At 70.7% G+C, this 12168-nt stretch carries 11 protein-coding genes; 2 read left to right on the top strand and 9 right to left on the bottom strand.

The window, feature by feature from the left end:
* Positions 1-293: 293 nt before the first annotated feature.
* The 3 genes from ACFYZY_RS28245 to thyX form a co-directional block, all read right to left on the bottom strand.
* Complete coding sequence (locus ACFYZY_RS28245) at positions 294-1979, bottom strand: ribonuclease J (protein ID WP_388699654.1); 1686 nt, start codon at positions 1977-1979, stop codon at positions 294-296.
* A 115-nt stretch (positions 1980-2094) separates the two neighbouring features.
* Positions 2095-2994, bottom strand: coding sequence for a 4-hydroxy-tetrahydrodipicolinate synthase (dapA, locus tag ACFYZY_RS28240; RefSeq protein WP_388699651.1), 900 nt, complete (start codon positions 2992-2994; stop codon positions 2095-2097).
* Positions 2995-3173: 179 nt separating this feature from the next.
* Positions 3174-3914, bottom strand: coding sequence for an FAD-dependent thymidylate synthase (thyX, locus tag ACFYZY_RS28235; RefSeq protein WP_388699648.1), 741 nt, complete (start codon positions 3912-3914; stop codon positions 3174-3176).
* Between the two features lie 199 nt (positions 3915-4113).
* On the opposite strand from thyX, the gene ACFYZY_RS28230 reads away from it, so the two are divergent.
* Both ACFYZY_RS28230 and ACFYZY_RS28225 read left to right on the top strand, forming a co-directional pair.
* Positions 4114-4353 (top strand): hypothetical protein, encoded by a 240-nt coding sequence (locus ACFYZY_RS28230; RefSeq protein WP_388699646.1) that lies wholly within the window; start codon positions 4114-4116, stop codon positions 4351-4353.
* Positions 4354-4407: 54 nt separating this feature from the next.
* The gene (locus ACFYZY_RS28225) at positions 4408-4968 is read left to right on the top strand and encodes a hypothetical protein (RefSeq protein WP_388699644.1); all 561 of its coding nucleotides are present in this window, start codon (positions 4408-4410) and stop codon (positions 4966-4968) included.
* On the opposite strand, the gene ACFYZY_RS28220 is transcribed toward ACFYZY_RS28225, so the two are convergent.
* The 6 genes from ACFYZY_RS28220 to eccD form a co-directional block, all read right to left on the bottom strand.
* Positions 4958-5410, bottom strand: coding sequence for a hypothetical protein (locus ACFYZY_RS28220; protein ID WP_388699641.1), 453 nt, complete (start codon positions 5408-5410; stop codon positions 4958-4960). The genes ACFYZY_RS28225 and ACFYZY_RS28220 overlap by 11 nt on opposite strands.
* A 5-nt stretch (positions 5411-5415) precedes the next feature.
* Entirely contained in the window at positions 5416-6168 is a 753-nt protein-coding gene (gene dapB / locus ACFYZY_RS28215) for a 4-hydroxy-tetrahydrodipicolinate reductase (protein WP_388699639.1), read from the bottom strand.
* A 27-nt stretch (positions 6169-6195) separates the two neighbouring features.
* The gene (locus ACFYZY_RS28210) at positions 6196-7575 is read right to left on the bottom strand and encodes a M16 family metallopeptidase (protein ID WP_388699637.1); all 1380 of its coding nucleotides are present in this window, start codon (positions 7573-7575) and stop codon (positions 6196-6198) included.
* Positions 7572-9791, bottom strand: a complete 2220-nt coding sequence (locus ACFYZY_RS28205) for a polyribonucleotide nucleotidyltransferase (protein ID WP_388699634.1) — start codon at positions 9789-9791, stop codon at positions 7572-7574. The genes ACFYZY_RS28210 and ACFYZY_RS28205 overlap by 4 nt, the downstream gene beginning before the upstream one ends.
* A gap of 280 nt (positions 9792-10071) precedes the next feature.
* The gene (rpsO, locus tag ACFYZY_RS28200; protein WP_388699632.1) at positions 10072-10362 is read right to left on the bottom strand and encodes a 30S ribosomal protein S15; all 291 of its coding nucleotides are present in this window, start codon (positions 10360-10362) and stop codon (positions 10072-10074) included.
* 198 nt (positions 10363-10560) lie between these two features.
* Entirely contained in the window at positions 10561-12036 is a 1476-nt protein-coding gene (gene eccD, locus ACFYZY_RS28195) for a type VII secretion integral membrane protein EccD (RefSeq protein ID WP_388699625.1), read from the bottom strand.
* Positions 12037-12168 lie beyond the last annotated feature (132 nt).

The raw sequence follows: 12168 nt of genomic DNA, 5'->3' as shown, positions 1-12168 counted from the left end.
CTCACCGGGCTTTCCTCCGGGCTTTTCCCTTCGGTCTTGCGTTTCCGACTCTATCAGATCTTTCCGATCCGATTTCCCCGGTGCTTTCCGGTCCCGTTCGCTTTCGCTCCGGGCCCTTCCCGCGGTTCCGACTTTATCAGAAGTTCTGAGTCGGTTTTCCCGCCTCCCGTTCGGCCTTCCGGGCGCACATCGGCGCCGGGGCTTCCCGTTCTGGCGGAGCCGTAAACGTACTGGAGCGGGGCGCCCCGATGCAAATCGTGGCGCCCCGCTCCTGTTCGCGCTGGTCAGCGCGGTCAGACCTCGACGACGACCGGAAGGATCATCGGACGTCGGCGGTAGGTGTCGGAGACCCACTTGCCGACGGAGCGGCGGATCAGCTGCTGGAGCTGGTGGGGCTCGACGACGCCGTCCTGGAAGGACTTGTTGAGCGCCTGGTCGATCTTCGGGAGCACCGCGTCGAACGCGGAGTCGTCGATGCCGGAGCCGCGGGCGTGGACGTGCGGGCCGCCCACGATCTTGCCGGACGACGAGTCGATCACGACGAAGACCGAGATGATGCCCTCCTCGCCGAGAATCCGGCGGTCCTTGAGGGAGGTCTCGGTGACGTCGCCGACCGAGAGACCGTCCACGTACACGTACCCCGCCTGGACCTTGCCGGTGATCCGGGCGCGACCGTCGACCAGGTCGACGACGACGCCGTCCTCGGCGATGACGATGTGGTCCTTGGGAATGCCCGTCATCGCGCCGAGTTCGGCGTTGGCGCGCAGGTGGCGCCATTCGCCGTGGACCGGCATGAGGTTCTTCGGCCTGCAGATGTTGTAAAAGTACAGCAGCTCGCCGGCCGAGGCGTGGCCCGAGACGTGGACCTTGGCGTTGCCCTTGTGGACGACGTTCGCGCCCCAGCGGGTCAGGCCGTTGATCACGCGGTAGACCGCGTTCTCGTTGCCCGGGATCAGGGACGACGCCAGGATCACGGTGTCGCCCGGGACGATCCGGATCTGGTGGTCGCGGTTGGCCATGCGGGACAGGGCCGCCATCGGCTCGCCCTGGGAACCCGTGCAGACGAGCACGACCTCGTCGTCCGGCAGGTCGTCGAGGGTCTTCACGTCCACGACGAGGCCGGCCGGGACCCGGAGGTAGCCCAGGTCGCGGGCGATGCCCATGTTGCGGACCATCGAGCGGCCGACGAAGGCGACCCGGCGGCCGTACTCGTGGGCGGCGTCGAGGATCTGCTGGATGCGGTGCACGTGGCTGGCGAAGCTGGCCACGATGATCCGCTTCGGGGCGTTCGCGAAGACGTTCCGCAGGACGTTCGAGATCTCCCGCTCCGGCGGGACGAAGCCCGGGACCTCGGCGTTCGTCGAGTCGGACAGCAGGAGGTCGATGCCCTCCTCGCTGAGCCGCGCGAACGCGTGCAGGTCGGTGAGGCGGCCGTCCAGCGGGAGCTGGTCCATCTTGAAGTCGCCGGTGGCGACGGCCGTGCCCGCGGGGGTGCGGATCGCGACCGCGAGCGCGTCCGGGATGGAGTGGTTGACCGCGATGAACTCGCAGTCGAACGCGCCCAGGCTCTCCCGGTCGCCCTCCTTCACCTCGAGGGTGTAGGGGCGGATGCGGTGCTCCTGGAGCTTGGCCTCGATCAGCGCGAGGGTCAGCTTGGAGCCGATCAGCGGGATGTCCGGCTTGAGCCGGAGCAGGTAGGGGACGGCACCGATGTGGTCCTCGTGCCCGTGCGTGAGCACGATGCCCTCGATGTCGTCGAGGCGGTCCCGGATGATGGTGAAGTCCGGCAGGATCAGGTCGACGCCGGGCTGCTCCTCCTCGGGGAAGAGGACGCCGCAGTCGACGACGAGCAGACGGCCGTCGAACTCGAAGACCGTCATGTTCCGGCCGATCTCACCGAGCCCGCCGAGCGGGATGACGCGCAGGGCGCCCTTCGGCAGCTTCGGCGGGGCACCGAGTTCAGGATGCGGATGACTCAAAAGACTCTCCTCACCACGCACGCCACGTACCCCCTGGCACGTGGCGCGCATGACATTCGTGCACTTGCTGTTGTGGTTTTCGACTGGTGACGATGTTCAGTTGTGAAGTCGTTGATCAGAGTTCTACCCCGCCGGCGGCCAGATCGACCTTGAGCTGCTCCGTCTCCTGCGGGGAGAGCTCGACGAGCGGGGGCCGCAGCGGACCGGCGGGGAGGCCCTGGAGGGCGAGGGCGGCCTTGGTGGTCATGACGCCCTGGGTGCGGAACATGCCGGTGTAGACCGGGAGCAGCCTCTGGTGGATCTCGGTCGCCTTCTGGACCTCGCCGCCCAGGTGGGCGTCGAGGAGGGCGCGGAGCTCCGGGGTGGCGACGTGGCCCACGACGGAGACGAAGCCGCAGGCACCGACGGAGAGCAGCGGCAGGTTGAGCATGTCGTCGCCGGAGTACCAGGCGAGGCCGGAGCGCGCGATGGCCCAGCTCGCGCCGCCCAGGTCGCCCTTGGCGTCCTTGTTGGCGACGATGCGCGGGTGCTCGGCGAGGCGGACGATCGTCTCGGTGTCGATCGGGACGCCGCTGCGGCCGGGGATGTCGTACAGCATCACCGGGAGCTCCGTGGCGTCGGCGATGGCCGAGAAGTGCCGGTACAGGCCCTCCTGCGGGGGCTTGTTGTAGTAGGGCGTCACGGCGAGGAGGCCGTGGGCCCCGTCGCGCTCGGCGGCGCGGGCCAGCTCGACCGAGTGGCGGGTGTCGTTGGTGCCGATGCCGGCGACGACGTGGGCGCGGTCGCCGACCGCCTCCCGTACCGCTCGTACCAGCTCCGATTTCTCCGCGTCGCTGGTGGTGGGGGACTCGCCGGTGGTGCCGTTGACGACGAGGCCGTCGTTGCCCGCGTCCACCAGGTGGGTGGCGAGCCGCTGGGCACCGTCGAGGTCGAGTGCGCCGTCCGCCGTGAAGGGCGTGACCATGGCGGTGAGGACCCGCCCGAAGGGGGTCTGCGGAGTGGAGATCGGAGCCATGGGTACCACGCTACTCGCTGCTCAGCACCGGGTGCCCCTCTGGGGGGACGGGAGAGAAGGAGCCCGGCGCTGCCTGCTCGGGGGTTCAGGCAGCGCCGGGTCCGTTTGATCAGCCTAGATGAACTTCCCGAAACCCCGCAATACGGACACTTCGCATGGCGGGGTCGGACATGTGTGCCCTACGGGGCCACACGGCCGTTCTTGTTGAAGGCCGCGTGGGTCAGCGGCATCAGCCGGGCCCAGTGCTCCTCCATCCGCTCGCCGACCATCTCGATCTCCCGCTGCGGGAAGGACGGGACCGCGGCCAGCTCGTGCTGGGTGCGCAGGCCCAGGAAGTGCATGAGCGAGCGCGCGTTGCACGTGGCGTACATCGAGGAGAAGAGCCCGACCGGAAGGACCGCGCGGGCGACCTCGCGGGCGACGCCGGCGGCCAGCATCTCCCGGTACGTCTCGTACGCCTGCCGGTAGGAGTCCTCCATCGCGCGGCTCGTCAGCTCGTGCTGCTCCGGGGTGCCCTCGACGAAGACGTACTTGCCGGGACGGCCCTCCTGGACGAGCTTGCGAGAGGTGTCGGGGACGTAGAAGACCGGCTGGAGCTCCCTGTAGCGGCCCGATTCCTCGTTGTACGACCAGCCGACGCGGTGCCGCATGAACTCGCGGAACACGAAGATCGGGGCGCTGATGAAGAAGGTCATCGAGTTGTGCTCGAACGGGCTGCCGTGGCGGTCCCGCATGAGGTAGTTGATGAGGCCCTTGGAGCGCTCCGGGTCCTTCTGGAGCTCTTCGAGGGACTGCTCGCCCGCCGTGGAGACCCGGGCGGCCCACAGGACGTCGGAGTCGGCCGCCGCGCTCTTGACCAGGTCGACGGTGACGTCGCTCCTGAAGTCGATCTTCACGTTCTCGGTGGGGCTGTCGCTCACCAGCGGTCCTTCCAGTCGGGGTGCAGCCGCCCACTTTAACGAGGGTCCTCCGGAGGTCGGACCCCCTCCTCCTGGAGGACTGCATTCGGCCGGTTTGGTGAAATCCTTGGCGAAAACGGGCACCAAAGGACCGGTTTCCTCGTCTGTACAGGTGAATCACGACGACACCCCCAGACGACATCCCAGGAGAGTGGCTCTGATGTTCCGCCGGAAAGAGGCCGTACCGTTCGCGTTCGTCGTGGAGGCCGACCACTTTCGCAGTAACGTCACTCCGCCGCCCCGGGAACGTCCCAGCGCCTCGCAGATCGTGGGCCGTACCCTGCTCGGACTGACCGTCGTGGCCGGTCTCGTCGGGGCACTGGTCTTCGGGATGCCGTCGCTCCAGTCGGGCGAATCGGCCGCCCGCCAGCAGCAGTCCGCGGCCTCCGAAGGCCACTGAGGTAGCCTCACCGGGCATCGCCCCTTCGAGCGTGCTTGTGAGTGAGGACCTGTCGTGCCCCTGCCCTTCCTGACGGCCGACCGTGCTTTTGACACGACCGACCCTGTCGCCCTGCCGTTCGACGACCACGACCAGTGGCGCCGTCCGTACCGGCCGGGGTCCTGGCGGGTCGGGGCGGCGGCGCTCTCGCTGCTGCTCGCCTCCTTCGTGCTCCTCGCCGCGGTGATCGTCACCGCGGCGGGCTCCTTCGGCGGCGGGGGCGTCACCTTCGGCATCGCCCTGCTCATCATCCTGGCCACGCTGCGGATGCTGCGGATGGGCACCTGGGTGAGCCGGGCCGGCGTGCGGCGCGTGGGCTTCCTCTCGACCCTCACCGTGCCGTGGGCCGATGTGGCGTCCGTACGGACCGCGCAGCAGCCGGTGCGCTGGCTGGGCCTCCCCCGCACCGTCCAGGGACAGGCCCTGGTGCTCGACCGCCGTCGCGGTGAGCAGCTGCTGCTGCTCACCGACCACGGCGCCGACTTCCTCTCCCGGGTGGAGGCGTTCGACCGGGCCGCCGACACGGTCGAGGCGTGGAACGCCGAGTACGGCACGGTCCCGGTCGCTACGCGCTGACCGGACGCCCCTCGTGGAGCGCGATGGCCCGCTGCATCGCCTGGCGGGCCCTGGGGGTGTCACGGGCGTCGTGGTAGGCGACCGCGAGCCGGAACCAGCAGCGCCAGTCCTCGGGCGATTCCTCCGCCTCGGCCTTGCGCCGCGCGAAGACCTCGTCGGCCGAGTCGCGGTCGATCCGGCCGCCCGCCGTGCGCCGCAGCTCGTCGACGGGCAGGCCGCCCTCCGCCTCCAGTTCGGCGGCGAGGCGGTTCGCCCGGCGCGCGAAGCGGGTGTTCTTCCAGAGGAACCAGCCGCCGACGAGCGGCAGCAGGAACGCCACCGCGCCCATGCCCATGGCGGCCGGCTCGCCCGTGAGGAGCAGCAGGACGCCCTCCATCGCCACCACCCCGAAGACGAGCACCAGGACGGTGGAGAGGAAGACGTACGTGATCTTTCCGCCCACGGCCGTCAGCCCAGGTCCAGGAAGTGTTCCAGGCCGAAGGTGAGGCCCGGGGCGGTGGTCACGCGGCGGGCGCCCAGGAGGATGCCCGGCATGAAGCTGGAGTGGTGCAGGGAGTCGTGGCGGACGGTGAGGGTCTCGCCCTCGCCACCGAGCAGCACCTCCTGGTGGGCCAGCAGGCCCCGGAGACGTACCGCGTGCACGGGCACGCCGTCCACGTCCGCCCCCCGCGCACCGTCCAGGGCGGTGGTCGTGGCGTCGGGCTGCGGGGCGCGGCCTGCCTTCGACCGGGCCTCGGCGATGAGCTGGGCGGTGCGGGTGGCGGTGCCCGAGGGGGCGTCCACCTTGTTCGGGTGGTGCAGCTCGACGACCTCGACCGACTCGAAGTACGGGGCCGCGAGCTGGGCGAACCTCATGGTGAGGACCGCGCCGATGGAGAAGTTCGGGGCGATGAGGACACCGGTCCCCGGAGAGGCGTCGAGCCAGGTCCGCAGCCGCGCGAGGCGCTCCTCGGTCCAGCCGGTCGTGCCGACGACCGCGTGGATGCCGTGGCGCACGCAGAAGTCGAGGTTCTCCATCACCGAGTCCGGAGTGGTCAGCTCGACGACGACCTGGGCGCCCGCCTCGGTGAGCGCCTCCAGCCCGTCGCCGCGGCCGAGGGCCGCGACCAGTTCCATGTCCTCGGCGGCCTCGACGGCCCGGACCGCTTCGGAGCCGATGCGGCCCTTCGCGCCGAGGACCGCCACGCGCAGCTTGCTCATTGCTCTTCCTTAAGGGGGACTCGTGGGTCAGGAGACCGCTTGCCGGAGGCGGTCGGCCTGCTTGTCCTTCAGCGGGCCGATCACCGCGAGCGAGGGCCGCTGCTCCAGTACATCGCGGGCGACCTCCCGGACCTCGTCCGGGGTGACGGCGGCGATCCGGGTCAGCATGTCGTCGACCGACATCTGGGTGCCCCAGCACAGCTCGCTCTTGCCGATGCGGTTCATCAGCGCGCCGGTGTCCTCCAGGCCGAGCACGGTCGAGCCGGAGAGCTGGCCGATCGCGCGGCGGATCTCCTCGTCCGTGAGGCCGTCGGAGGCGGCCTTGGCCAGCTCGTCCCGGCAGATCTCCAGGACGTCGTGGACCTGGTTGGGCCGGCAGCCCGCGTACACCCCGAAGAGGCCGCAGTCGGCGAAGCCCGAGGTGTACGAGTACACGCTGTAGGCCAGGCCGCGCTTCTCGCGGACCTCCTGGAAGAGGCGGGAGGACATGCCGCCGCCGAGGGCGGTGTTCAGCACGCCGAGGGCCCAGCGGCGCTCGTCGGTGCGGGCCAGGCCCGGCATGCCGAGGACCACGTGGGCCTGCTCGGTCTTGCGGCCGAGGAGTTCGACGCGGCCCGCCGCGCGCAGGGTGCGGGCGCCGTCGCGGGGGGCGACGGGGACGGCGTCGGCGCGTCCGAGGGCGCCGGCCTTCTCGAAGGCGCGGCGGACCCGGCGCACGACCGTGGCGTGGTCGACGTTGCCGGCGGCGGCGACGACCAGGTGGGTCGGGTCGTAGTGCTTCTTGTAGAAGCGGGCGATCTGGCTCCGGGTGAGGGCGTTGACGGTGTCGACGGTGCCGAGGACCGGGCGGCCCAGCGGGGTGTCGCCGAACATCGTCTGCGCGAACAGCTCGTGCACGACGTCACCGGGGTCGTCCTCGGTCATCGCGATCTCTTCGAGGATGACCCCGCGCTCGGCCTCCACGTCCTCGTCGAGGACGAGGGAGCCGGTCAGCATGTCGCAGACGACGTCGATCGCCAGCGGCAGGTCGGTGTCGAGGACCCGGGCGTAGTAGCAGGTGTACTCCTTCGCCGTGAAGGCGTTCATCTCGCCGCCGACCGCGTCGATCGCGGCGGAGATGTCGAGGGCGGACCGCTCGCGGGTGCCCTTGAAGAGGAGGTGTTCCAGGTAGTGCGTCGCCCCGTTGAGCGCCGGGGTCTCGTCGCGGGACCCGACGTGCGCCCAGATGCCGAAGGTGGCGGAGCGCACGGAGGGAAGGGTCTCGGTGACGACGCGGAGGCCGCCGGGGAGGGTGGTGCGCCGGACCGTGCCGATGCCGTCCCTGCCCGGGAGAAGCGTTTGGGTACGGGCGACGGCCCGCCCCTCGGAGGAGGGGCGGGCCGTCGCGCGGGAACTACGGGACGTCACTTGGCGGCGTCGTCCTTGTCACCCTCGGCGGCGTCCTCGTCCGCGATCACGGGGATCAGGGAGAGCTTGCCGCGCTGGTCGATCTCGGCGATCTCGACCTGGACCTTGGAGCCGATCGCGAGCACGTCCTCGACGTTCTCCACGCGCTTGCCACCGGCGAGCTTGCGGATCTGCGAGATGTGCAGCAGGCCGTCCTTGCCCGGGAGCAGGGAGACGAAGGCACCGAAGGTCGTGGTCTTGACGACCGTGCCCAGGTAGCGCTCGCCGACCTCCGGCATGGTCGGGTTGGCGATGCCGTTGATCGTGGCGCGGGCGGCCTCGGCCTGCGAGCCGACCTGGGCACCGATGTAGATGGTGCCGTCGTCCTCGATCGTGATCTCGGCGCCGGTGTCCTCCTGGATCTGGTTGATCATCTTGCCCTTGGGGCCGATGACCTCGCCGATCTTGTCCACGGGGATCTTGACGGTGATGATCCGCGGGGCGTTGGGGGACATCTCGTCCGGGGTGTCGATCGCTTCCATCATCACGTCGAGGATGTGGAGGCGGGCGTCGCGGGCCTGCTTGAGGGCCGCGGCCAGGACGGAGGCCGGGATGCCGTCCAGCTTGGTGTCGAGCTGGAGGGCGGTGACGAACTCCTTCGTACCGGCGACCTTGAAGTCCATGTCGCCGAAGGCGTCCTCCGCACCGAGGATGTCGGTGAGGGCGACGTAGTGCGTCTGGCCGTCGATCTCCTCGGAGATCAGACCCATGGCGATGCCGGCGACGGGGGCCTTGAGCGGCACACCGGCGTTCAGCAGGGACATGGTGGAGGCGCAGACCGAACCCATGGACGTCGAGCCGTTGGAGCCGAGGGCCTCGGACACCTGGCGGATCGCGTAGGGGAACTCCTCGCGGGTCGGGAGGACCGGCACGAGGGCGCGCTCGGCGAGGGCGCCGTGGCCGATCTCGCGGCGCTTGGGCGAGCCCACGCGGCCGGTCTCGCCGACGGAGTACGGCGGGAAGTTGTAGTTGTGCATGTAGCGCTTGCGGGTCACCGGGGAGAGGGTGTCCAGCTGCTGCTCCATGCGGAGCATGTTGAGGGTGGTGACGCCCAGGATCTGGGTCTCGCCACGCTCGAAGAGCGCCGAGCCGTGCACGCGCGGGATGGCCTCGACCTCGGCGGCGAGCGTACGGATGTCCGTGATGCCGCGGCCGTCGATGCGGACCTTGTCCTTGATGATGCGCTCGCGGACCAGCTTCTTGGTCAGCGCGCGGTAGGCGCCCGAGATCTCCTTCTCGCGGCCCTCGAAGGCCGGGAGGAGCTTCTCGGCGGCGAGCTCCTTGATGCGGTCGAGCTCGGCCTCGCGCTCCTGCTTGCCGGCGATGGTGAGCGCCTGGGCCAGCTCGCCCTTGACGGCGGAGGAGAGCGCCTCCAGGACGTCGTCCTGGTAGTCGAGGAAGACCGGGAACTCGCCGGTGGGCTTGGCGGCCTTGGCGGCGAGGTCCGACTGGGCCTTGCAGAGGACCTTGATGAAGGGCTTCGCGGCCTCGAGACCGGCGGCGACGACCTCCTCGGTCGGCGCCTCGGCACCGTCCTTGACCAGCTGGATGGTCTTCTCGGTGGCCTCGGCCTCGACCATCATGATCGCGACGTCGCCGTCCTCCAGGACGCGGCCGGCGACGACCATGTCGAAGACGGCGTCCTCGAGCTCGGTGTGCGTCGGGAAGGCGACCCACTGGCCCTTGATCAGGGCGACGCGGGTGCCGCCGATCGGCCCGGAGAAGGGCAGGCCGGCGAGCTGCGTGGAGCAGGAGGCGGCGTTGATGGCGACCACGTCGTACAGGTGGTCGGGGTTGAGCGCCATGATCGTCTCGACGATCTGGATCTCGTTGCGCAGGCCCTTCTTGAAGGAGGGGCGCAGCGGACGGTCGATCAGGCGGCAGGTGAGGACGGCGTCCTCGGAGGGGCGGCCCTCCCGGCGGAAGAAGGAGCCGGGGATCTTGCCGGCCGCGTACATCCGCTCCTCGACGTCCACCGTCAGGGGGAAGAAGTCGAGCTGGTCCTTGGGGCGCTTCGAGGCGGTGGTCGCCGAGAGGACCATCGTGTCGTCGTCCAGGTAGGCGACGGCGGAGCCGGCGGCCTGCTTGGCGAGGCGGCCGGTCTCGAAGCGGATGGTGCGGGTGCCGAAGGCGCCGTTGTCGATGACGGCCTCGGCGTAGTGGGTCTCGTTCTCCACTATGGGTTTCTCCTACGTGTTCGTCTTTGCGTCCCGGGCCCGTGTGGCCGGGGACGGTGTGCGACGGCGGCGGAGAAGCGCTTCTGAGGCGGGCCGGTCTTCGATCGAAGCACCCGGGGATTCGGTTCCGGGGGCCACTACCGAGGACCGGCGGCCGGCCGGCGGCTTCTCGCTCGTCGTATGGGGTTGTGCTACCAGACTAAAGGGACGCGCGGGTTTCTCGCACGTACGGCAAAGGGAGCGGCCCCCTGAACGTGGGAACCGCTCCCTCCACGGCGTCCTACTTGGCGCCGCCGGCCGCGCCGCGGCGGATGCCGAGGCGGTCGACCAGCGTACGGAAGCGCTGGATGTCCTTCTTGGCCAGGTACTGCAGCAGGCGGCGGCGCTGGCCGACCAGGATCAGCAGACCACGGCGGGAGTGGTGGTCGTGCTTGTGCTGCTTGAGGTGCTCGGTCAGGTCCGAGATGCGGCGGGTCAGCATCGCGACCTGGACCTCGGGGGAGCCGGTGTCGCCCTCCTTGGTGCCGAACTCGGCCATGATCTGCTTCTTGACGGCGGCGTCGAGAGCCACGCGGATCTCCTCTTGGTTCGTGCGCCCGCGAGTGCCCCTGGTCTGGTTCTCAGGGGAAGCTTCCGTGACTCGGCGAGCGAAGGTCCGATGGGCGCAGCTTCCAGAGGCTTCGGGGGCTTCCGGGAGCGCGTACACAAACGGCCGTCACACAGCGTACCAGTTCGCCGGAGCGGCCCCGGGGGCCCTCCCGCCGGCGGGCTACACGCCGGTGAGGGAGCGGACCGTGGTGAAGACGTCGAGGACGGCGAGGCAGAGCGGGACGAGGGAGAGCAGGACGAAGCCCTCGGTCAGGTCGAGCAGGCGGCCCCAGAAGGGCGAGAGCCCCTTCTTCGGGACGATCAGGCCGATCGCGGTGATCAGCGCGGCCCCGCCGGCGACGGCGGCGGTGAGCCAGATCGTACGGATGTCGAGGCCGCCGCGGTCCCCGTACACCAGGAGGTCCCCGACCAGGTCGGCCGGCGGGTTCAGGGAGAGGCCGAGGACGAGCAGCGCGACGGCGGCGATGCCGGCGACCAGGGCGCAGGCGACCTGGGAGGTGTAGCGGAAGAGGCGGGCGCGCAGCAGCATCGCGAGGCCGGAGGCGAGGGCGAGGAGCTGGCCCCAGACGTTTCCGGCGAAACCGAGGACGGCGGCGGAGCCGACGACGACGGCCGCGCAGCCGCCGACCAGGCCGAGAAGCATCTCGTGGCCGCGGCGGGCCTGGAGCGCGATGCGCTCGCCGTCCACGGGACGGGCCTCCTCGCCGGGCTGCCGCGGGTCGCCGAGGAACTCGTCGCCGGCGGCGCTGCGCGGGGCGGCGTAGCCGATGGGCAGCCGGGCGAAGCGTGCGGAGAGGCCGGGCAGGAAGGCGACGAGGCCGAGGGCGACGGGGGCGCAGACGGCGGCGGCCCCGGTGGCGGTCGCCCCGGTGAGGATCGCGACGAAGGTGGCGAGGGTGCCGACGGCGGCGAGGAAGGTGGCGGCGACGAAGGGGGCGTCCCCGCTGGGGGTGAGCGCGACGAGGACGACGGAGGCGACGAGGACGGTGACGCAGCCGAGCAGGAACTGGAGGCGGCCGGGCCCCTGGCCGGGGTCCGGGCCGATGATCCCGGAACCGGCCGTGAGCAGCAGGGGCAGGGCGCCGAGGCCGAGGGCGACGGCGGTCGGCCGGTCCCGGTAGACGCGGGCGCGAACGCCGGCGAAGGCGGTGAGGAGGAGACCGGCGGCGCCCGCGACGATCCCGGGGAGGCCGTGCATGTCGTGGCGGACCGGGTCGGCGTACCAGAGGACGAAGTTCATGAGGACGAGGAGCAGCACGCCGCCGAGGAGTCCGGCGCCGCGCAGCAGTTCGTCGCTCCACAGGTGCCGGTCGCGGGTGACGGCGGAGGCGACGGCGTCGGAGACGTCGTCGTAGACGGCCGGCGGCAGGGACCGGGCGAAGGGGCGCAGGGAGAGCACCTCGCCGTCGAGGACCCGCTGGGCGGCCAGGGTGCGGGCGCCGTCCAGGACGGACCCGTCGCGGCGGACCAGGTGGTAGCCGGTGGGGGTGCCCGCGGCCTGGGTCTGGCCGGTGAGCCGCAGGATCTCCGGGTGGACGTCGGCGACGGCGATGTCCTCGGGGAGCGCGACGTCGATGCGGCTGTCCGGCGCCACGACGGTGACGCGGCAGAAGCCGGTCGCTGCGGTCGTACTCACGGTGTGGACCCCCTGATTCGCGGTTGCGCACGATGCGCGCGCCACCCTACCGGGGAGCGCCGTAAGGGGCTGCACGTAGGATCACCGCCCATGGGGGAAGTCCGCGCGCCCGGCTGCCGGTGCGGATGCTCC

Origin of the sequence: Streptomyces sp. NPDC001744 (assembly GCF_042892575.1) — a bacterium.
Lineage (GTDB): Bacteria > Actinomycetota > Actinomycetes > Streptomycetales > Streptomycetaceae > Streptomyces.
Note: the sequence above shows the minus strand (reverse complement) of the source record. Positions and strands in the feature narration are given on the sequence as shown.